Annotated in this window: 20 protein-coding genes and 1 tRNA gene; 16 read left to right on the top strand and 5 right to left on the bottom strand. The window is 55.4% G+C overall.

Annotated elements, in window-relative coordinates:
• Positions 1–7: 7 nt before the first annotated feature.
• Complete coding sequence (locus HMPREF0573_RS01920; RefSeq protein WP_004008400.1) at positions 8–802, bottom strand: inositol monophosphatase family protein; 795 nt, start codon at positions 800–802, stop codon at positions 8–10.
• A gap of 68 nt (positions 803–870) precedes the next feature.
• Here HMPREF0573_RS01920 and aroA point away from each other — a divergent pair, with 68 nt between their 5' ends.
• The 3 genes from aroA to HMPREF0573_RS01905 all read left to right on the top strand — a co-directional run bounded on the left by aroA (position 871) and on the right by HMPREF0573_RS01905 (position 7,195).
• Positions 871–2,262: a 3-phosphoshikimate 1-carboxyvinyltransferase gene (aroA, locus tag HMPREF0573_RS01915; protein WP_013188742.1), complete on the top strand. Its 1,392-nt coding sequence runs from the start codon at positions 871–873 to the stop codon at positions 2,260–2,262.
• Positions 2,259–3,317 (top strand): ribosome small subunit-dependent GTPase A, encoded by a 1,059-nt coding sequence (gene rsgA, locus HMPREF0573_RS01910; protein ID WP_041797879.1) that lies wholly within the window; start codon positions 2,259–2,261, stop codon positions 3,315–3,317. The genes aroA and rsgA overlap by 4 nt, the downstream gene beginning before the upstream one ends.
• 128 nt (positions 3,318–3,445) lie before the next feature.
• Positions 3,446–7,195, top strand: a complete 3,750-nt coding sequence (locus HMPREF0573_RS01905) for a multifunctional oxoglutarate decarboxylase/oxoglutarate dehydrogenase thiamine pyrophosphate-binding subunit/dihydrolipoyllysine-residue succinyltransferase subunit (RefSeq protein WP_013188740.1) — start codon at positions 3,446–3,448, stop codon at positions 7,193–7,195.
• A gap of 120 nt (positions 7,196–7,315) precedes the next feature.
• Here HMPREF0573_RS01905 and HMPREF0573_RS10075 read toward each other — a convergent pair whose 3' ends face one another.
• The 3 genes from HMPREF0573_RS10075 to HMPREF0573_RS01895 form a co-directional block, all read right to left on the bottom strand.
• Positions 7,316–7,390, bottom strand: coding sequence for a 50S ribosomal protein bL37 (locus HMPREF0573_RS10075; RefSeq protein WP_370446369.1), 75 nt, complete (start codon positions 7,388–7,390; stop codon positions 7,316–7,318).
• Positions 7,391–7,493: 103 nt separating this feature from the next.
• Positions 7,494–7,790, bottom strand: a complete 297-nt coding sequence (locus tag HMPREF0573_RS01900; RefSeq protein WP_004008395.1) for a zf-HC2 domain-containing protein — start codon at positions 7,788–7,790, stop codon at positions 7,494–7,496.
• Complete coding sequence (locus HMPREF0573_RS01895) at positions 7,787–8,377, bottom strand: sigma-70 family RNA polymerase sigma factor (RefSeq protein WP_004008394.1); 591 nt, start codon at positions 8,375–8,377, stop codon at positions 7,787–7,789. Before HMPREF0573_RS01895 ends, HMPREF0573_RS01900 begins: the two co-directional genes overlap by 4 nt.
• Positions 8,378–8,544: 167 nt before the next feature.
• Between HMPREF0573_RS01895 and HMPREF0573_RS01890 the strand changes: the two genes are divergently transcribed.
• From HMPREF0573_RS01890 to thrB, 13 genes are all read left to right on the top strand, one after another.
• Complete coding sequence (locus tag HMPREF0573_RS01890; RefSeq protein ID WP_013188738.1) at positions 8,545–9,042, top strand: DoxX family protein; 498 nt, start codon at positions 8,545–8,547, stop codon at positions 9,040–9,042.
• Positions 9,043–9,160: 118 nt separating this feature from the next.
• Complete coding sequence (locus HMPREF0573_RS01885; protein ID WP_013188737.1) at positions 9,161–10,528, top strand: hemolysin family protein; 1,368 nt, start codon at positions 9,161–9,163, stop codon at positions 10,526–10,528.
• A complete protein-coding gene (locus HMPREF0573_RS01880) occupies positions 10,521–11,555 on the top strand; it encodes a hemolysin family protein (protein ID WP_013188736.1) in 1,035 nt (344 codons plus the stop codon). Before HMPREF0573_RS01885 ends, HMPREF0573_RS01880 begins: the two co-directional genes overlap by 8 nt.
• 190 nt (positions 11,556–11,745) lie before the next feature.
• A complete protein-coding gene (locus tag HMPREF0573_RS01875; protein WP_004008390.1) occupies positions 11,746–12,570 on the top strand; it encodes a M23 family metallopeptidase in 825 nt (274 codons plus the stop codon).
• The gene (locus HMPREF0573_RS01870) at positions 12,561–13,529 is read left to right on the top strand and encodes a glycerophosphodiester phosphodiesterase family protein (RefSeq protein ID WP_036324083.1); all 969 of its coding nucleotides are present in this window, start codon (positions 12,561–12,563) and stop codon (positions 13,527–13,529) included. The genes HMPREF0573_RS01875 and HMPREF0573_RS01870 overlap by 10 nt, the downstream gene beginning before the upstream one ends.
• A gap of 157 nt (positions 13,530–13,686) precedes the next feature.
• A complete protein-coding gene (locus tag HMPREF0573_RS01865) occupies positions 13,687–14,076 on the top strand; it encodes a hypothetical protein (protein WP_004008388.1) in 390 nt (129 codons plus the stop codon).
• 68 nt (positions 14,077–14,144) lie between these two features.
• Positions 14,145–15,401, top strand: coding sequence for an Nramp family divalent metal transporter (locus tag HMPREF0573_RS01860; RefSeq protein ID WP_004008387.1), 1,257 nt, complete (start codon positions 14,145–14,147; stop codon positions 15,399–15,401).
• Between the two features lie 51 nt (positions 15,402–15,452).
• Positions 15,453–15,525: transfer RNA gene (locus HMPREF0573_RS01855), tRNA-Arg, on the top strand.
• A gap of 106 nt (positions 15,526–15,631) precedes the next feature.
• Positions 15,632–17,311: an arginine--tRNA ligase gene (gene argS, locus HMPREF0573_RS01850; protein ID WP_004008386.1), complete on the top strand. Its 1,680-nt coding sequence runs from the start codon at positions 15,632–15,634 to the stop codon at positions 17,309–17,311.
• Positions 17,312–17,467, top strand: coding sequence for a hypothetical protein (locus HMPREF0573_RS09765; protein WP_013188733.1), 156 nt, complete (start codon positions 17,312–17,314; stop codon positions 17,465–17,467).
• Positions 17,468–17,491: 24 nt separating this feature from the next.
• Positions 17,492–18,787 (top strand): homoserine dehydrogenase, encoded by a 1,296-nt coding sequence (locus HMPREF0573_RS01845; protein ID WP_013188732.1) that lies wholly within the window; start codon positions 17,492–17,494, stop codon positions 18,785–18,787.
• A gap of 98 nt (positions 18,788–18,885) precedes the next feature.
• Positions 18,886–20,025: a threonine synthase gene (thrC, locus tag HMPREF0573_RS01840; protein WP_041797878.1), complete on the top strand. Its 1,140-nt coding sequence runs from the start codon at positions 18,886–18,888 to the stop codon at positions 20,023–20,025.
• Between the two features lie 71 nt (positions 20,026–20,096).
• Positions 20,097–21,002, top strand: coding sequence for a homoserine kinase (gene thrB / locus HMPREF0573_RS01835; protein WP_004010296.1), 906 nt, complete (start codon positions 20,097–20,099; stop codon positions 21,000–21,002).
• 126 nt (positions 21,003–21,128) lie between these two features.
• On the opposite strand, the gene HMPREF0573_RS01830 is transcribed toward thrB, so the two are convergent.
• Positions 21,129–21,749 carry a CBS and ACT domain-containing protein gene (locus HMPREF0573_RS01830; protein WP_013188730.1) on the bottom strand — a complete coding sequence of 207 codons (621 nt, stop codon included), beginning with the start codon at positions 21,747–21,749 and terminating at the stop codon, positions 21,129–21,131.
• Between the last annotated feature and the right edge of the window lie 2 nt (positions 21,750–21,751).

The raw sequence follows: 21,751 nt of genomic DNA, 5'->3' as shown, positions 1-21,751 counted from the left end.
TCGCCAGTTAGTCTGTTTCTGAGCCAATATACTGTAAAACTTGGGAATGTAAACGTCCGTTGGTGACTACTGCCCCCGGTCCATTCACGCCATCCTCGCCGGTGAGGGACGTGAATTTACCGCCAGCTTCGGTCACGATGGGATAGAGAGCTCCCATATCCCACAGATTCAAGTCTGGTTCCGCCGCGACATCCACGGCACCTTCTGCCAGCAGCATATAAGACCAAAAATCACCGTAGGCTCGAGTCCGCCATACCTGTTGGGAGAGATTCATGAAGCCACGTAAACGATGCGCCTCAGCCCATTCCCCAATGAGAGAGTAGGAAAAAGAAGCCTGGTTTAGGTTAGAAATCCGCGAAACTCGCAGTTGACGCGCGGAGGTGCGTGACCGACCGGTCCACGCTCCACTGCCCGCTGCTGCCCACCATCTAAAACCTAGGGCGGGCGCGCTGACCACTCCCATCACCATTTTGCCGTCTTCCATCAGCCCAATTAGCGTCGCCCACACCGGAACTCCGCGCAGAAAATTCGAGGTGCCGTCAATCGGGTCGATGACCCATTTGCGGGATGCCAACCCCGTGCTGCCTTCTTCCTCACCGACGACGGCGTCCCGACTCCGGGAATGCGACAGATGCTTGCGGATGAGCTTTTCGGCAGCTTGATCCGCATCCGTTACCGGCGTTAAATCCGGTTTATCGCTGACTTTCAAATCAGGAGCCAAGAAACGCTTGGTGGTCAGGGCGTCTACCTGGTCTGCCATAATCAGGGCTAACTGTAAATCATCTTCCCAGCGACTACTCATGTTCTAAACATATCCCGTGTCGCGCTGCGAAACGGTCAACGGCGCGATTTTTCCATTAAGCTGAACTTATGCAAGCAACAGTTTGGTCGGCTCCCCGCGCGCGTGGTCCCGTTTTTGGTGCAGTGCGGTTGCCCGGTTCAAAGTCTTTGAGCGCCAGAGAATTGTTGCTCAGCGCCATCGGTGATGCTGAGGCTAATCTTACGGGAGTTCTGTTTGCTCGAGATACAGACCTGATGGTGCAAGCGCTACGCTCGTTGGGGGCAGTTATTGCGCCGTGGCCTCCAGTCGTGGACCAACCGGTACAAATTAAGCCTTTGCCACAACTGTGGACTGGTGCTCCTGCACAAGATGCTTCGGGCGGCCCCTCGGGTGGGGCTCCCATTACGGTGGATTGCGGTCTGGCTGGAACCGTCATGCGTTTTATTCCCGCCTTGGCGGTGGCATTGGGGCGTGCGGTGCGATTCGTGGCTGATTCCCAAGCTAATGCTCGACCGATGCGCCCCCTTTTGGATGCCCTGGTCCAGTTGGGTGCCCGCATTGAGTATGAGTCCCCGGATGGGGACGTGTTCCCCTATACGATTTATCCTCCAGCGGAACGCCTCGGCGCGGAAGTTACCGTAGATGCCACAGCCTCCTCGCAATTTATTTCGGCGCTGCTGCTGGCGGCACCACTGCTTCCCGACGGTTGTACCATTCGTTCCAAAACTGTGGCATTGCCCTCACTGCCACATATTGAGATGACCATGCAGTGTCTGTCGCAGCACGGGATTACGGTGGAACAAGGTTTATCCGATGATGGTAAGCCCTTTTGGAACGTGGTCTCAGAGCCGGTCTTTGGTCAGGATGTCTTTATTGAGCCAGATTTGTCCAATGCGGGACCATTCTTAGCTCTGGTGGGCATTGCCGGGGGGCGGATTTCTGTTCCGGCTTGGCCGGCGAAAACCATGCAGGCGGGGGCGGCGTGGCTGCAAATTTTGCCCTTAATGGGTCTGCGCGTGGAGTGGAACTGCGGGGTGCTGACGGTTTCCCGACCAGGACCGTTACAACCGCTAGACGCAGATTTGAGTGCCGTAGGGGAGTTGGTTCCCGCCGTGGCAGCCCTGGCAGCTTTTGCGGAGGGAACTTCTCACCTCCGAGGTCTGCATCACCTGCGAGGACATGAAACAGATCGTCTCGAGGCGCTGCGCGCCGAACTCACCGCAATCGGAATTTCTTGTGAAATCACCCCGGAGGACGACCTTGTGATTACCGGGAAACCCGTAACTCCCTCGTGGCGTGATACCCCGACGATTGATGCGGAGCCGCTGTTGCTGCACAGCTATCAGGATCATCGGTTAGCGACTTTTGGTGCGCTCCTCGGATTGTACTATCCGGTACAAATCGATGATATTGGTGCCACCACCAAAACCCTGCCTGATTTCACAACAATGTGGGAACGCCTGTTGGGAGCAGCCTCTTGAGCCGCCGCGACATTGGCACGGATGATCCACGAGTACACGTGCGTCCGGGAAAAGGCAGTCGCCCCCGTACCAAGAAACGTCCCAGCTTTGCACACGCTGTGCCCGGAATGGTTGTGGCAGTTGACCGGGGTCGGTTCACGGTAGCAATTAGCGCCAACTGTATGGTGCAAGCGGTGAAGGCGCGAGCGTTGGGACGCAAGGGTGTCATCGTGGGGGATTGGGTCGGATTGGAGGGGGATACCTCCGGCACTCCCGATACTTTGGCACGTATCGTCACCTTGGAGGAACGTCAAACTGTGCTGCGTCGCAGCTTTGACGAATCTGAGGTCGGGGCGCGCGAAAAACTCATCGTCGCCAACGCCACCCAGATGCTAATTGTGGTTGCCGCCCGTGACCCGGAACCGAAACGTGGCATGATTGACCGCGCCATAGTGTCGGCTTTGGACGCGAAAGTCACCCCACTGCTGGCGGTAACAAAAACAGATTTGGATTCCGTCCCGGCGCTGATTGCAGACTATGAAGCCGTCGGCATTAAAGTGTTTACCCTAAACAGGAACCTTTATGAAGCTACCGCTCCGGTGCCCTCGCCTGTCGAAACTCATCCCTCCCACCTGGCGCCCCGACCTTGTGCCCCACGGTTACAGGAACTTCACCAACAGTTGCAGGGTGAAGTCACTGTCCTGTTGGGACACTCCGGGGTCGGAAAATCTACCTTGGTGAATGCGCTGGTGCCGGGCGCAAATCGGGCGACCGGAGAAGTGAACGAAGTAACTGGCAAGGGGCGGCATACTTCGACCTCGGCGGTTGCTTTACCAATCGGTTCACAAGGGTGGCTCATCGACACTCCCGGAGTGCGTTCCTTTGGCTTGGCGCACGTCGATGCGGCGGGACTGTTGCGCGGATTTACAGAACTTTACGCGATAGCTCAGGACTGTCCGCGAGGCTGTGCACATGCCGCAGATGCCCCAGATTGTCTGTTGGATGAGCACCCGGAACTGGCGCTGCGTTTGGCGTCCTTCCGAAGCCTTTTGAGTGAGGTTCCTTCCGCTTACTGAAAAGGGAAAGTCCGTAAAACACCAAAGTTAACTCGAACTATCGTAAATCTTTGTCAAGGTCTGAAAAATAAGGTGAAATCTCTAGGCTAAAAGTCCTAAATTAGGAGCACCATGGAAAAACATTTCCAATGACCTTGAAAGGGAAAAATATAGTGGCCCAGACACAGTCGTCGAATAATTCACCCTCCGAAGAAGTCATCGCACAGCTTCACGCCCAATACCTTGCCGATAAAAATTCAGTTCCTCTCGAATGGCAATCGTATTTTCAACAGATGGAAAGCTTGGGATTGCTGCCGGGAGCAGCTGCCAGCGCCTGCTCCGAACTCACGCATAGCAACGAAATCACAAAACACAGTAAAGAATCCCGACCTGCCGGACTTGATGCCCAGCACTCCGACCGACCTCCGCTGCCACGTTCGGTGGTACACCCACCGACTTCTCCCTATGCCGCAATGGTGGCAAAGCAGCACTATGATGCGGCAAAGTCCGTCGTTAAGGGGGAGGATCATTCAGAACGGTTGAAGGGCATCTCCGCCGCAATTGTGAAAAATATGGATGCGTCGCTGTCCGTGCCGACAGCGACGTCTTACCGCCAGATTCCGGCGAAAGTGTTGATTGAGAACCGTGCCCAAATTAATGACCACCTGAAGCGGACCCGTGGCGGTAAAGTGTCCTTTACTCACTTGATTGGCTACGCCATCGTGGAAGCTCTGGTGGAAACTCCCGATGTCAATGTGCGTTATCGCCTGGAAGACGGTAAACCTTACGTTGACCATTTCGCTCACGTTGGTTTCGGGCTGGCAATTGACCTGCCCAAAGACGACGGTTCGCGACTGTTGGTCACGCCTGTCGTGCACAACGCCGACACCCTCTCTTTTGAAGAATTCGTCCGCGCTTACGAAGAACTCGTGAAAAAAGCTCGTGACGGCAAACTGGGAATGGAAGATTATTCCGGTTGCACGGTGACACTGACAAATCCGGGGACTCTGGGAACCCTCATGTCATCGCCTCGTTTGGTGCAGGGGCAAGGTTGCATCATCGGGGTGGGAGCGACAAATTATCCGGCAGAATGGGCCGGGGCTTCCGAAGAACAGTTGGCTCAAGCCGGGGTTGGCAAGATTATGCACATGTCCTCCACCTATGATCACCGAGTCATCCAGGGAGCTTTGTCCGGCACTTTCCTGGGAGTAATCGAAAAGAAGCTCAAAGGCGAGGATGGATTCTATGAGCGCGTCTTTGATTCCATGAAAGTTCCTTATGAGCCTTTCAGCTGGGCGCGTAACAACGAGTACACCGGAGAAGGGGAACTGTCCAAAGACACGCGGATTGCACGGTTTATTCACGCTTACCGTTCCCGCGGACACTTGATTGCGGATGTGGATCCCCTGGATTATCGGGTCCGTCGGCACCCAGATTTGAAACTCGATGCCTATGGGCTTTCCATCTGGGATTTGGATCTCTATTTCCCGGTGGGAAGACTGGGTGGCAAGCACAATGTCAGCATGAAGCTGCGCGACATTTTGACCCAAATGCGCGATACCTACACCCGTACCGCGGGCATTGAATATATGCATATCCAGGACCCCGAACAGCGCGCGTGGATGCAACAAGAAATTGAGCAACCTTATGAGCCGCCCAGCAAAGAAGTCCGTCACGCCATCATGAACCGCTTGAATGCGGCGCAGGCTTTTGAGGACTTTTTGCAGACCAAGTATGTGGGTCAAAAGCGCTTCAGCTTGGAAGGCGGTGAATCCCTGATTCCCCTGATGCTGAGAATCATGGACGATGCTGCCCATGATGGCTTGGCAGGGGTGACCATCGGGATGGCACACCGTGGACGGTTGAACATGCTGGTGAATGTGGCCGGCAAAACCAACAACCAGATTTTCGCCGAGTTCGAAGGCAACATGAACCCTGGTTCGGTGCAAGGTTCCGGGGACGTGAAATATCACTTGGGCACCGAGTCTATCTACGAGTCCTATGAAGGCAAGACCACCAGCGTCTATATTGCGGCTAACCCCTCCCACCTAGAGGCTGTAGACCCGGTGGTCCAGGGCATTGTTCGAGCGCAGCAGGATAAAGTCGGTATCGAAGGCGACTACGGTTACCTGCCCGTGCTGATTCACGGTGATGCGGCTTTCATCGGTCAGGGAGTCGTCTATGAGACTCTGAACATGAGTCAGCTTAAGGCTTACACCACTGGCGGGACGGTACACATCATTGTGAATAACCAAATTGGTTTCACGACTTCCCCGACCAATGCCCGTTCCACGAACTATTGCACGGATTTGGCTAAGGGCTTGCAAGTGCCAATTTTCCACGTGAACGCTGATGATCCAGAGATGGTCACGCGGGTGGCTGGTTTGGCTTACCGTTTCCAGCAAAAGTTCCACAAGGATGTCATTATTGACCTGATTTGTTACCGTCGCCGCGGACATAACGAGGGCGATGATCCGTCAATGACTCAGCCGGTGATGTACCACCTGATTGATTCCCATCCGACTACCCGCACGGTTTACATTAACAACCTGATTGGTCGTGGCGATCTCTCAGATGCGGAAGCCCAAGCGGCGGTAGAGGATTACCATCAGAAGCTGGAAAAGATTTTTGAAGAGACTAAGGAAAAGGGCTATACCCCGACGCGTCAGGGTGAACAGGGCGGAAATGACTGGGATTGGAACCTGCCCGCTGCGCAGACGGATCAGTCTGATGACATGATTGCTTGGACCTCAGCCATTCCGCAGTATGTAGTGGAAGCCATCGGGGATGCCCATGTGGATTACCCTGAAGGATTCAACATGCATCCCAAGATTAAAAAGCTCTACGAAAAGCGTCAGCGGATGTCTCGTGAAGGCAACATTGATTGGGGCTTTGGTGAGTTATTGGCGTTCGGGTCGATTCTGATGGAGGGCGCCCCCATCCGCATGTCCGGTGAAGACGCTCGTCGGGCGACTTTCGTGCAGCGTCATGCAGTTGCTCACGATTTCTCCACCGGTGAGGAATGGACCCCACTGGAATTCTTAAGCGACAAACAGGGCAAGTTCATGATTTATGACTCATCCTTGTCCGAGTACGCGCCGATGGGCTTTGAGTACGGCTATTCGGTGGAGCGCCCGGAAGCTCTCACCATCTGGGAAGCACAGTTCGGCGACTTCTCATTCGGCGGTCAAACTATGATTGACGAGTTCATCTGTTCGGCGCAACAGAAATGGCACCAGCACTCCTCGCTGGTGCTGTTGCTGCCCCACGGTTTTGAGGGACAGGGACCAGACCATTCCTCGGCGCGTATCGAACGTTGGTTGAGTCTGGCTGCCCAAGACAATATGTGGATTGTCCAGCCCTCCACTCCGGCTAACCATTTCCATATGTTGCGTGAGCAGGCTTATCGTCGACCGCGGACCCCGCTGGTGGTCTTTACCCCCAAGCAGCTGCTGCGTTTGAAAGCGGCGGTATCTTCGGTGCAAGATTTCACTACCGGTCGGTTCCAACGGGTCATTGTTGACCAGGGAAATCTGGATCCCAATGCGGTGACCCGCGTGCTGATCTGCACTGGTCGGCTGTATTACGACCTGGCAGCCGAACGTGCCAAGACCGGGGATAAAACCACCGCAATCGTGCGTTTGGAACAGTACTACCCGCTGCACGAGGATCTGAAGCCGATTTTGGCACAGTACCCCAACGCTGAACTGGTATGGGTACAGGACGAACCGGAGAATCAGGGCGTCTGGACCTTCCTAAAGATGCACCAGGATGCCTTCATCGGTGACCGTCCCATTCGCGTGGTGTCCCGCCCCGCGATGGCAGCCCCCTCCACCGGCTTGGCGTCTGTGCACAAGAAACAGGCCGCCGACCTGGTGTCGCGTGCTTTTGCCCGCTAAACAGCAATAACAGAGTTCCCCGGAAGAAACGAACGCTTCCGGGGAACCCTGTATTTCGAGCTGGATAAAAACGCTGCGGGTGCGGGAAGCTTTCACTTACCCGCACCCGCCGTTCAAGCTTTAAGCATTGGGGCGTTTGCCGTGATTAGCGGCACTCTTGGACCGCGCCCGACGCTTGCGACCGCGTTTCGACATAACAGCCTCCTTCTGAAGTTTGTAATCAACCTGCCCATTTTCACACATTCCCAGCCTTCCCGCAAACCCGCGGCTGCGGGGGAGCAGTGGAGGTGTCACGTAGCTATCCAATCTTACGAATCTCTATCATGATACGTTCCCGCAGTTCTACTGGGGCCTCGCACCGGCAAGACTGGCGCAGTAAGGTGATGTAACGCTCCACCCACAAGGATTCCTCGTGGCAATCCGGGCAGTGTCGCAGATGATCGTGGAAACGCTGCGCCAAGGGCAAGTCCATCTCGCCGTTCATGATTTCACGCATATTTTGCGTCACGGTTTCACAGTCGCAGTCGCACTCACTGTCACAGCCGCAGCCGGAGGAATCCGGCGTGCGGGAGGGAAAGTTTTCTTTAAAATTCATGACATTTGCACCTCAGCTTCCACACGCTCCCTCAGCATTTTCCGTAGTTTCGCTCGCCCGCGGTGCAGACGAGACATGACCGTCCCGGAGGGAATATCAAGGATTTCCGCGATTTCTTTGTAAGCCAGACCTTCCACGTCGGCCAGGTACACCGCTTCGCGATATTCATCAGGCAAAGCGTCGAGGGCATCGAGAATATCCTGGGTGCCCAAACGGTCCAAGGCCAGAGATTCCGCGGAACGAGATTCACGATTGGAGTCATCTTGAGACAGCTGGTAATCCGTAATCTCAGCCATAGTTTCCGTGCGGGGGCGACGCTGATCCTTGCGATAGGAATTAATGAAAGTGTTGGTCATGATGCGATAGAGCCACGCCAACAGATTCGTTCCCTCTTGAAAAGAATCGAAACTCCGAAAGGCTTTCAAGAAGGTTTCTTGGACCAGGTCCTCGGCGTCATGTGGATTTCGGGTCAGCCGCAGGGCACCGGAATAGAGCTGATTTAAAAACGGCATGACTTCCGTCTCGAAGCGCTGTTCCGTTATGGATCGCGTCTCGTGCGGGGGTGCAGAGTTTATTTTTTCGCTCATCGGTGCCCAGTCTAGCGCGCAGAGCGGAGGGGAGACAGATGGGGGTCGATTTATCGCGCCCCTGGCTCGAGCGGGTCTGGCGAGAGATTTTTCCAAAGTTCGTCCCACGCCTGTTATAACCATAACGGGTGGTTTTTATTCCGCGTCGCCCAATACGTTTCGAAAAGATGCAAACTGTTCTAAAAAATGAGGACAATAGTGTTATGAGGACTTTGCTGCGTTTTATCTCGCGTCCGCTGCTGGCGGCGGTGTTCATTCATGATGGACTCGACGCGTTGCTCAACCCCGACGACCACGTGGAACGTTTTCGAAAGATGGAGCCGACTTTAGAAAAGGTGGGGCTGCCTCCCATTTTGACTTCGGACGCGAAATTGTTGTCGCGCTTGGCTGGGGTTGCTACGGCGGTGACTGCGCTGGGTCTAGCCCTGGGGAAATCTCCCCGGATTTGTGCCCTCATTTTGGCAGTGGTAAACCTTCCCATCAGCGTGGTAAATAATCCAGTTTGGGCAGCGAAATCCACAGCGGAACGCAGGGACTACACGCGCGGCTTGGTCGCTGGCGGTTCGCTGGCGGGAGGCTTGGGAATGGTTCTGGCTGACGGTAACGGACAGCCTTCCCTGAAGGCTCGTCGCGAAATCGCCCGCGCCGCCAAGGCTGGCAAATAAGCACGGTGGTTAAACTGCAAGACACCTCGCGATTTCCTGTGTTTTCCTCCCGTACCTCGGTACACCAGTATCGATTCGATTGTCCCACCTCGGTTTTTGCTGAGGGTGCACCAGGGCGGTGGGTCAGTTGAGTCCTGTTGTGGCTGACTGGTTGTTGGTGGCAGTGGGACTGATTCTGACTTTGGTTACCGCATTTTTTGTTGCCACCGAGTTTGCTTTCCTAGCGGTCGACCCTGCCAGAGTTGCGGGGCGAGCGGCTAACGGAGACAAGCGGGCCGCCCTTGTGAAAAACTCAATCTCTAATCTGTCTACCCAGTTGTCCGGCACTCAGGTAGGCATTACCCTGTCCACAATCATGGTGGGTTACACCACTCAAAAAGCCATCGCAAACCTGGTGACACGCGGATTGGGACACACCGGGATGGCTTTGGCTGCCGCCACGGCGCTGGGGGCAGTAGTCGCCCTCATTCTCACAAACCTGTATTCCATGGTCTTTGGCGAGCTCATCCCCAAGAACCTGGCGCTGGCGGACCCCCTGAAAACTGCGGCTTTCGTGGTGCGTCCCCAGCGGGCGTTCACTTCTGTTTTCAAGCCGCTCATCGTGGTGCTGCGGTCTTCGGCAAACTTCGTGTTGAATCGGATGGGCGTGGAAGTCGTGGAAGAGCTCTCGGGCGCGCATTCAGCTCAGGAGCTCGTGGCAATGGTGCGCCAAAGCGCGGAGGAAGGGGTATTGGATTTATCTACCGCTTCCCTGTTCACCCGTTCGGTGCATATTTCTGGTCTGGCAGCGAAAGATGTGATGACCGACCGCGGTCGGGTGCACTATTTGTCTCAGAATGACTCGGCAGATGACCTCATCGAGAAAGCGCGGGAAACTGGGCACTCTCGTTTCCCCGTGGTCGGACCGAACGGTTTGGACGACATTCTGGGATTCGCCAATCTGCGTCGGGCAGTATCCGTTCCTTTTGAACGCCGCAGTGAAGTCGTGGTCACCTCGTCATCACTAATGTATGAAGTTCCCAGAGTCCCGGAAACGATGGGGCTGGCGGATTTGATGGTGCTGCTGCGCGACGCGGGCAGTCAAACGGCGGTAGTGGTCGATGAATACGGGGGTACTTCCGGCATCGTGACCCTGGAGGACGCGGTTGAAGAAATTGTGGGCGAAGTCGCGGATGAACACGATCAGCACGCTGCCGGGATTAATCATCCGGTGGAAGACGAGTGGTTGGTTCCAGGGCTGATACGTCCCGATGAACTGTTGATTCAAACCAAAGTGGAACTGCCCGATGAAGGTCCCTATGAAACCTTGGGGGGGCTGATTATGACTGAACTGGGACACGTTCCCTCGCAGGGGGAGACAGTCCTGGTCAACGGATACCTTTTACGCGTCGAGCAAATGGACGGTCGACGTATTGACCGGGTCCGTATCACCCGCAATCCGACCCCTGACGAGCAGGTAGATTCTGCGGAGGTGGCTCATGAATGATTGGGTCTCTTTAATCTTTATGGTGTTGCTTCTGGCTATCAATGCTTTCTTTGTGGGTGCAGAATTCGCGTTCACGGCTTCCCGGAAAGCTGAGATTGAGCCCCTGGTGAAACAGGGGAAACGCGGGGCAGCTTCCGCAATGATTGCGGTAGAAAATGTTTCCGAGATGCTGGCGGTTTGTCAGCTGGGAATTACGCTGGCATCTACCGGATTGGGAGTGGTGGCGGAACCGGCTATCGCGCATCTGTTGCTGCCGATAGCGTTGCGTCTGGGGCTGCCACCGGTCAGTGCCCATTCTTTTGCTATCCTTCTGGCTCTGCTGATTGTCTTGTATCTGCATGTGGTTGCCGGGGAGATGATTCCAAAATATACCTCGGTTTCCGCCCATACCCGCCTCATTTTGCTCTATTCCCCCCCGATGGTGGCGATGGAAAGGGCACTGCGTCCGGTTATTAGAGCAATGAACCGATTTGCGAACTCGGTGGTGAGGTTGTTTGGTTTGGAACCGCAACATGAGGTTGGGGTGAGTTTCACGGTCGAGGAAATGTCCTCAATCGTTGAAAAATCCCGCGAGGAAGGGGTTTTGGAGGACGACCTGGGTCTGCTTTCCGGGACGCTGGAATTTTCTGCCGAAGTGGTGTCCGGAGTGATGGTCGGTTTGGAACAATTGGTGATGTTGCCAGCGGATATCACGCCCGTAGAGGCGGAAAAAACCATGGCGCGTTCCGGGTTTTCGCGTATCCCGATTATTGATGAAACCGGAAACATTATCGGATACTTGCACATCAAAGATGTCATTGCGGTAGATAAAGGATTACGTGAGAACCCGTTGGAACCCTGGCGGATTCGCTCGTTAATTACCGTGACGCCGCAGATGGAAGTGGAGGATGCGCTGCGCGTGATGCAAAAGCAAGGCACGCACCTGGCGGGGGTGGTCAATCCGGAGAATCCGGAAACGGTGATTGGAGTGGTCTTTTTAGAGGATATTTTGGAAGAACTGGTGGGTGAAGTCCGGGATTTACTCTGAGCACGTGTAGCTACGGGCGGCACCATTGATACCAAAAATCCAAGATTCTTTCAGGTAATTTTAGGAAAAAGTCATTTCGTGTTAACAAATGTTACTAAAGTGAAAATTGATGAGCGCTTTTGATTGCAAATCGTTATCTAGTTGTTATAAACTTGAGTTCTAGTTGTTATCCAAAGTCGGAAGGTGACCCTTGGAAACCGAAAGGCCTCGCACCCGTCGGGAAGCACGTGAACTGCGTAATCGTACTCAGTCCGCGCGTATCAGTAAAGAAGCACAAATTTTTAACGCCCCGCGCTTGGTATTGCTGGGCGTAGTTTCGGCTATTACCGTGGTAGCTCCGCTATCTGGGATGGTTTCCCCCAATTTGTCCATCGCCTCGCCGAATTTTGAATTCAGCACCAATCAGACTTTGCTCTCCGTCGTAGCGAAAGCTAGTGGCGCTACTGATTATGACTCCGACTTAAACGCGGTCCCCGCCAGCTCGCGTTCTCGAGTGGTGGAAGCCTCCGCACTGGGACAGTGCGCGGCGCAGGGATCGGCGAACGGTGATGCTTCTGCCGCTCCGGAAGAAAAGCTTTTGCTGTGGCCGTTATCGGCGGGAAGCTATACGTTCACTTCCCCCTGGGGAATGCGAGTCAACCCGGTGACCGGGACGAGGTTGTTGCATGAGGGCGTTGACTTGTCGGCACCCACCGGCACGAATATCTATGCGGTAGCTGACGGAATTGTGATGGATGCAGGAATGCAGGGTTCCACTGGTGTAATTACCATCAAGCATGTTCAGGACGGAGAAGTGTACTATTCCCGTTATTTGCATATGTATAGCAATGGTATTTACGTGCACCAGGGCGACGAGGTTAAAGCTGGAGATGTCATCGCCGGGGTAGGTTCGACCGGACGCTCTACTGGACCGCACTTGCACTTTGAAATTCGTAACGCCGACAAGGAATCCGTCGAACCTATGGGCTGGATGAAGCGTCATGGCGCTAGGTTCATCAACCAGATTTGTTCCTAGAAGCACGCTTGATTTTGCGACCCGCAGCTGTCTTCCCCGTTTCACGCCGTCGACCCGTACTCTTGGCTCACCGCGGATCGGCAGTTTCTGCTAGCGCAGCTTTAGGGTGTCCGGTTCCGGAAAATTCACGAGCTGCCTTTGATTGGGCTGTTTCTTGCAGCGCGGTTTCCGGGTTGGAAACTGATATTCACGCCACTACCGACGGGGTTCCCGTTATTAGTCACGACCCGCTGTGGCACGCGGCGGACGGGGAAATCGCTATTGCCGAAGTTTCCTGGGCGGAGCTGTGCCGGCATCAGCTGCCTAACGGCGAGCAGCCTTTCAGCCTGGAAGAATTCCTGGATCGATACCCCAACATTTACTTGAACATTGATGCTAAAACCGACGCGGTCGTGCCCGGTGCACTCCGCGTCTTACAGGGGCGTCAGGATTTGGGGCGTCTCGCTCTAGCGTCCTTTTCTGCCCGGCGTGTTTGGAAAATGGCTCGATACCTGGGACCGGGGTGCGGATATTTGCCGGGAGCGCGGGATATTGCGCGACTTTTAGGGGGAGCCGCGGCTGGCTTGGTCCGACCCGTCCACCCGAAGATTCGCGGTATAGAAATTCCCTGGGAAACAATCTTTTCCTCGGAAGGGGAAAGCGGGGCAGCGCGGCGGCTCGAATCTGACACCCGTCGCGTAGTGTCGGGGTTGGCGGAGAAACGCTATTTAGAACGCCTTTACCGCTTCGGCATAGTCCCGCGTCTCTGCAGAGATTTTCACTGCGCGTTGGCGGTACCCGAAAGCGTTCCGGGGATGAGAATCGTGACCCCGCGGTTCGTGGCAGCAGCGCACGCTCTGGGCTGTCCCGTGTATGTGTGGACCGTGAATGATCTTGCCTCGTATCGACGCCTAGTTTCCCTTGGCGTTGATGGGATTTACACCGATATTGTTAGTACATTAGCCCAAAACGGGCATTGAGGAAGCTTCCTGCCAGCCGGCAAAAATTGTTGCAATATCAAGGGATACTTAATGAATTCTGAAATAAATATCGGAGAAAGCTAAAAATTACCTTGGAGCTGGAGAAAGTTACTGGTAGATTACTGATGTCAGCGGAATTCCAGAGAAAGGTTAGGCAATGGAACAGCAGCGCTCGGCAGTTCGTTTAGCCGCCGTGGTCGCTAAGCAGCGCCAAAGCAGTGATGCTCTGCAAGGTGCCCAGACCGTTGTCGATGAACACACTCAGTGGGTGTTGTCCCATCTTTCTAGTGGTGATCGCGACCTGATTAAATCCGTCACTGGCGAAGTCATTGAACCCGGTGCTGATTCCGCCTCTCTGTTTGCTTTAACCTTGGCTGAATCGCGAATTAATCAGGCTTCTGCCACAACTGCGCATTCCCAAAATCAACAGCTTCTGATGCGTCGTCCGCAACCTCTGAGCCAGCATGATCGCATTGCTACTTTCACCTCCATGCGTGCCATGCTGGGCAATGGCTCGGTGGGGCGAGCCTTGGATACCGAAGCCTAGCTCTCTCGTGTTCCCCGTGTTTCGTGTTGGGGATTTCGTGATTTGAGAGTTTTACGTAGGGTGTAGTCATGACGCATTTCCACGACAATCCAAAAACTTCTCAAAAGTCTCTGGTTGCCTTGATGGGACCGGCTTTCGTGGCCGCCGTCGCCTACGTGGATCCAGGCAACGTAGCCGCCAACATTACTGCCGGAGCACGCTATGGATACACACTGGTGTGGGTGCTGGTACTGGCTAACTTGATGGCCATGCTGGTGCAATATGAGAGTGCGAAATTTGGCATAGTAACCGGTCGGTCTCTCCCGCAGGTCCTCGGTGACCGTTTACGACGACCGGGGCGGATTGCCTTTTGGATTCAAGCTGAAATCGTGGCTGGTGCCACCGATTTGGCGGAAGTCATTGGTGGGGCTATTGCGCTTAACCTGTTGTTCGGGACCCCGTTGCTGGTAGGCGGATTGATAATCGGTGTGGTGTCTTTGGGGATGCTGTTTTTACAAAATACGTCCGGTCAGATTGTGTTTGAGCGGGTCATTATAGCTCTGCTCCTGGTCATTACTCTGGGATTCGTGGGAGGACTGGTGGTGGCTCCCCCCTCCTGGCAGGCTGCCGTAGCGGGACTGCGACCGACATTCCCCAATGCAGAATCAGTATTGGTAGCTGCCTCGATGCTGGGAGCCACGGTGATGCCCCACGCGATTTATCTGCATTCCTCATTGACCAAAGATCGTCACGGCTCAGAGCATCCGGATGATCAGAAGCGCAGGCTCATCCGGGCGACAAAACTGGATGTGTTCTGGGCGCTGCTGGTGGCTGGTTCGGTCAACATTGCCCTGGTGCTGCTGGCTGCCGCTGCATTGCGCGGTCCCGGAACCGGTCAGACAGACACCGACACTATCGAGGGTGCTTATCACGTCATAGCTATCGCCCTCGGCGGTGGGGTAGCAACGGTATTTGCGGTAGGGTTGCTGGCTTCAGGATTAGCTTCTACCTCGGTGGGGGCATATGCCGGGGCGGAAATTATGTCAGGTTTGCTCCACGTTCGCGTTCCATTACTGGCGCGGCGCGTGGTGACTTTGATACCGGGATTAGCTATTTTGGCGCTCGGCTTTAATCCCACTTGGGCACTGGTACTCAGCCAAGCTCTGCTGTCTCTGGGAATTCCTTTCGCATTGCTACCCCTGGTCATCTATACGTCAAAAAAGACCATCATGGGATCCTTTGCTGATCCCAAATGGTTGCTGGCTATTAACATCGTGGTCGCTGCCTTAATCGTCGCCCTGAACCTGGGACTTTTGGTGCTGTTAATGTTGGGTATGGGGGGCTAAAATTTACCTTCTGGAAACAAAGCGGTAAACTGTTGAAACTGATTACAGTATGCCCCGGTAGCTCAGTGGATAGAGTGTTTGCCTCCGGAGCAAAAGGTCATGGGTTCGAATCCCATCCGGGGCGCTGAATCTGGGGTGACGCATGTGCAAAACCGTAGTATCTCGAACTTTCTATCCCCTCATGAATTGCTAATTTTGCTGTGCTAATGGCGAAACGTTAGGCTTGAGGGGTGACTCCAGAAGAATTAACTCAGCGCATAATTGCGCAACTTAGCACTGCGGCGGCGGAAAATAATATCGTTTTGGCAGACGGCGTCTTGGCCGAAAAAATGCGTGTGGAGCGACCCAAGAACCGCGACCACGGAGATTGGGCGACTAATATCGCCTTGCAGCTGGGCAAATCTGTAGGCAAGAACCCCCGAGAACTGGCGGAAATCTTTGCTTCTGCCATTGCCCAGATTGACGGGGTGTCCTCAGCAGAAGTCGCCGGTCCGGGGTTCATCAATATCCGTTTGGAGGCCGGGGCGGCTGGTGCTTTGGTGGCTGACATCCTCGCCTCCGGTAACGATTACGGGCACGGTGAAGGTCTCAAAGGGGTTCATATCAACCTGGAATATGTTTCCGCTAACCCGACTGGACCGCTGCACATTGGCGGCGCGCGCTGGGCAGCAGTAGGGGATTCCTTAGCTCGCTTGTACAAATTCAGCGGGGCAAAAGTCACTCGTGAGTATTACTTTAATGACCACGGCAGCCAGATTGACCGCTTTGCCATTTCCCTGCTGGCAGCGGCTCGCGGTCAGGAAACCCCCGAAGACGGATACGGCGGGCAATACATCGCTGACATTGCTGCCAAGGTTCAAGCTGAAGCTAAAGCAGCGGGGGATCCAGACCCGGCGACCCTTGACGATGAAGCCGCCCAGGAATACTTCCGATCTCACGGCGTTGAGTTGATGTTCGACGAGATTAAAGAATCGCTGCGTGGCTTCCGCACCGAGTTCGATGTGTTCTTTCACGAGAATTCCCTTTATGAGACCGGGGCGGTCACCAAGGCATTGGATTACTTACGCGAACGTGGCGAGGTCATCGAAAAGGACGGCGCAACTTGGCTGCTGACGACCAAACACGGAGATGACAAAGACCGCGTGGTTATCAAGTCCGACGGCAACGCCTCTTATTTCGCCTCCGACGTGGCCTACTATCAGGATAAGCGTCGCCGCGGAGCGGATCGCGCCGTATTCCTGCTCGGCGCCGATCATCATGGCTATGTCGGGCGCATGATGGCAATGTGTGCTGCTTACGGTGATAAGCCCGGCGTGAACATGCAGATTATCATCGGACAGCTGGTGAACCTGTTTAAGGACGGTGAACCGGTGCGTATGAGTAAGCGTGCGGGAGACATCGTGACCCTGGAGGACTTCGTCGAAGCAGTCGGCGTTGATGCGGCTCGTTACGCTTTGGTGCGTTCCTCGATGGACACCCAGTTGGCTATCGACCTTGATGTGCTAGCTTCACATACCAACGAAAATCCGGTTTACTATGTCCAATATGCACATGCCCGCACCTCGAATGTGGCAAAGAACGCTGCTGCACATGGGGTTTCTTGTGCTGATGGCTTCGCGCCAGAGGAACTCCGAGACCCGGCAGACGCGGCACTTATCGGCGTCTTGGCACAATTCCCCTCCGTCGTGGCGACCGCTGCAGCTGAAAATGCCACGCATCTGGTGCCGCGGTACTTGGAAAACCTATCGGGGGCATACCACACTTGGTACGGTAAGCGCCGTGTTACACCCGCTGGTGATGAACCGGTGACTGCCGAACATGCAGCGCTGCTGGCGCTGAACAATGCTGTTGGTCAAGTCCTGCGCAACGGCTTGGATTTGTTGGGTGTGACCGCCCCCGAACGGATGTGAGTGGCACCGTTTTTCTCGACCCAGCTGCGCCACGTCAGGAAGGAACTCACGGTGGATTTGGCGGCTGGTAATCCAGCACGGTTACACCTGGCTCCTCTTGACCTGCACTACCGCAAGTTTTTAGACGACCACCCTGCTGATACAGTGAAGGGGTAAAGGAACGCCGAGAGGGAGATAACGATGGCGCAAAAACAAGACGTCAAAATTGGGTTGCTGGGTGCGGGTACGGTGGGGCTGCAGGTTGCGCGCATCTTGCACGACCAACAGCAGGAACTTGCGGCACGAGCGGGAGCGAACCTCGTGCTCAGCGCAGTGGCAGTGCGGGACACTAGCAAGGTTCGGGAGGGGCTGGACCAGAGTCTGTTGACCACCGATATTGACGCAGTTATCAACTCCGCAGACCTGGTCATCGAACTGATGGGAGGTCTGGAACCAGCGCGTAGTGCCATGTTGAAAGCCTTAGAAGCTGGTAAAACCGTGGTGACCGGCAACAAGGCAGTGCTCGCGCAGTACGGTCCGGAGCTTTATGAGACCGCTGCTCGCACCGACGCGAATTTGTATTTTGAAGCCGCGGTGGCGGGGGCGGTTCCGGTGGTTTATGGGCTGCGGGAATCCCTGACGGGGGATCGCATCAACAAAGTTTTAGGTATCGTCAACGGCACCACCAACTACATCCTTGATCAGATGACAACCCATGGCTGGTCATATGAACAGGCCCTGCATCAGGCTCAAGAGCTTGGCTATGCCGAGGCGGATCCCAGCGCGGACGTGGGCGGTCGTGATGCGGCAGCCAAGTGCGCCATCCTGGCGTCCCTCGCTTTCCACACCCGGGTGAATCTGGAAGATGTCCCCGTGAAAGGGATTACCGAGGTCAGTGCGCAAGACATTAAACAGGCTACAGAATCCGGCTACGCGGTGAAACTGCTGGCTCGCGCCGAAAGGGTCATCGTGGAGGGAGAGGAACAAATCGCCCTCGGGGTGGAGCCGACCCTGGTTCCCCAGAGCCACCCCCTAGCGAGTATCACTGGACCCTACAACGCCATAGTTCTAGAAACCGAGTTTGCCGGTCGGCTCATGTTCTACGGGGCGGGCGCGGGTGGCGCTCCCACTGCCTCCGCGGTATTGTCCGATGTAGTGGCAGGCGCTAATCACTTGGTTTCAGGAGGGCACGCTCCCCGCGAAAGTGTGTACGCGGCCCTACCAATCTGTGAACCGGGACGGGTAGAAACCCGCCGTCAGGTTCGTTTGGAGGTCGCCGACCGAATTGAGATGATGGCAGAGATTGCCAAAATCTATGCTGTGGGCGGAGTCTCCATCGCGTCTTTGACTCAGTCTCCGACCGAGACGGTTCCCACCGAAGCGACGTTAGTCATTTCAACCCACCGGGCACAGAATTCGCAGCATGATGGAATTACTGCCGCTTTGGCGAAATCACCAATAGTGCATAAAATCGCCTCAGAGATGTCCATCGAGTAAGACCAATAATAGCCTCGAGAATTTTCGTGCCTAAGCCGGCACCGTCGAGGGCAAAAACTGTTGAAGTTATCGAAACCACGATTAAGGAGCAACCAAACATGGCACAGATGTGGAGCGGTCTGCTGGAAGAATACCGGAATCGACTTCCCCTGGAACCCAGCGACCCCGTCGTGACTCTGTTTGAGGGCAATACTCCCTTGATTCGGGCGCGCCGGGTGGAACAGCGCATCGGTGCCCTGAGCGATAAAGCTGGTGTAGACACCACTGGTACCGAAGTTTATGTGAAATTTGAGGGCGCCAATCCCACCGGTTCATTCAAAGACCGGGGCATGACCATGGCCATGACAAAGGTGAAAGCAGCTGGTACGCAGATGGTCGCTTGCGCTTCCACCGGCAACACCTCCGCATCGGCGGCGGCTTACTCGGTCGCGGCAGGAGTGGGATGCGCAGTCATTTTGCCTGCTGGAAAGATTGCCCTGGGTAAGCTGGCGCAGGCGGTGATGCACGGAGCCAAGCTGATTGCCGTGGATGGAAACTTTGACGACTGCTTGCGAATCACCAGGGAGCTGACGGAAAAGTACCCGGTGGATTTGGTCAATTCGATAAATCCTTACCGTTTGCAAGGACAAAAAACTGCCGCTTTTGAAATCTGCGATGCCTTTGGTGATGCCCCGGATATTCACTGCCTGCCAGTGGGCAACGCCGGAAATATCAGCGCCTATTGGATGGGATATAACGAGTATTTCGGACGGAAAGTGGCATCCTCAATCGAGGATTCCGCCCAGAAACTGAAACCGCAAACCACCAAGCTGCCGCAAATGTGGGGGATTCAAGCCAACGGAGCCGCGCCTTTCGTGGCGGGACACCCCATTGAGAATCCGGAAACTATCGCCACCGCGATACGAATTGGCAACCCAGCGTCTTGGGACTACGCCACCGCAGCACGCGACGACTCCGGAGGCTTGATTACCGCCGTCAGCGATGCCGCCATCATGCAAGCGCAGTCCATTATTGCCGCGGAAGTCGGCGTGTTTTGTGAGCCTGCCAGCGCTGCCCCGGTAGCGGGTCTGTTGGCATTAGCTGAGCAGGGCAAAGTGCCTGGTGGGGTTCGCATTGTTTGCACTCTTACCGGCAACGGCTTGAAAGATACTGCCACCGCGATGGAAGCTAAAGGTAACATGACTCCGCCCGTAATTGCACCTAGCCTGCAGGCGGCAGTGCGGGAACTCGGTCTGTAATACCACTGTCCTCGCCCGGTCAGTGTCGTGCCCCCGACCCAGCGCAAAACCATCGAACCTAAGGAATTGCCATGAATTTTGTGCGTGACGAAGTAACGGTCAGTGTGCCTGCCTCCTCGGCTAATCTGGGACCGGGATTTGATGCTTTAGGAATTGCCCTCGAACTGCGCGATGAAATTAGGGTGCGAGCCACCACCGGGGCGACCCACGTCACCGTGGAAGGAGAAGGCGCCGGCAAAGTTCCTGAGGATGACACCAATATGGTGGTGCAGGCGCTGCGAGCTGGTCTGGAATCTGTGGGGGCTTCCCAAATCGGGATTGAAATGCATTGCGTGAATCGGGTCCCGCACGGTCGCGGTCTGGGTTCGTCCTCCGCAGCGCTAGTTTCCGGTCTGGCAGCCGCCGGAGCGTTGCTGGAGCCGGGAGCCTTGGACACCGAGGCGATTTTTCAGCTCGCCGTCCAGATGGAAGGTCATCCTGACAATGCTGCTCCAGCTGTCTACGGGGGAGCCGTCGTGGGCTGGATGGAACCCAGTGCGGGTCAGGTCACGCCGCGAGCCTACGCGCAACAATTTGAAGTTTCCCCACAAGTGCGTCTGACCGTGTTGATTCCAGAATTTGAACTAGCGACGTCGCAGGCTCGCGGGCTGCTGCCTGAATCAGTTCCGCATCGAGACGCGGCTTTTAACGCGGGGCGTGCCGCACTGCTGCCGTTAGCCTTGGCACAACACCCCGAATTGCTGTTTTTTGCCACCGAGGATCGGCTGCACCAGGAATATCGACGTGAAGGGATGCCTCAATCCTTAGAGATGGTTGATCGGCTGCGCGCCGCCGGCACTCCTGCCGCCATTAGCGGTGCCGGACCAACGGTAATAGTTTTCGACCATCTGGATCCCGCCACGCGCCAAGACCTCGAACATTTGGGCTGGAAACCGCGAGAATTGCCGGTGGCGCCGCAGGGAATCATCGTTAGATAACCTTCCTGAAACCACTCATCTCGGTACTTCGACCGGGTACCGGCACCCCCGCACTTGTGAACCAGACCCTACCCCGCCAAGAAAGGCATTGACGGGGTAGGGAGGGATTTGGAGATGAACGAAGTTTTAGCGTCTGAGGACGTAACGCACCTGGAATCCGGCTTTCGTGAACGCATCTTCCAGATCGGCGGTATTCACGGTGTTTACGCCCAAAAGTACAAAAGAGCTCTCCATCCCGGTGCGGTACACCGCGATATGGGTAATGTTGGTCTCCAACTCCTCAGTGACCCCAGCCAGGCGGCTCATCACTCCTGGCTGGTCATCAGCCTCAATGACCAGGCGGGTTCCGGGCTCTCGCGCCCCGTTAATGTCGATAAACGCATCGAGGACGTCTGATTCGGTAATCACCCCCACGACCTTGCCCTCATCCAGGACCGGCAGAATCTCAACTTTAGTATCGCGCATGAGGATGGCGGCTTCCTCCAGCATGGCGTCGGGCGCGATGGTGGGAGGATTCTTTCGCATGATTTTATAGATTTTCAGTTTGGACAACAGGTAGGCCACTTCGCCAAAAGACAGGGAAGTCGCGTCAGAGGGAAGAGCTCGGTTGAGGTCTAACTGTGACACTACGCCACACAGCTTGCCGTCACGCAATACCGGCAGTTTTGTGATGCCGTGTGTCTGCATCAGTTCGATAGCGTCCGGTACGGTGGCACCGGAATCAATCGTGAAGGGGTTGGCTGTCATTC

The organism is Mobiluncus curtisii ATCC 43063, from assembly GCF_000196535.1.
In the GTDB taxonomy this organism is placed as follows: Bacteria; Actinomycetota; Actinomycetes; order Actinomycetales; family Actinomycetaceae; genus Mobiluncus; species Mobiluncus curtisii.
This window is presented reverse-complemented; position numbering and strand designations above follow the sequence as displayed.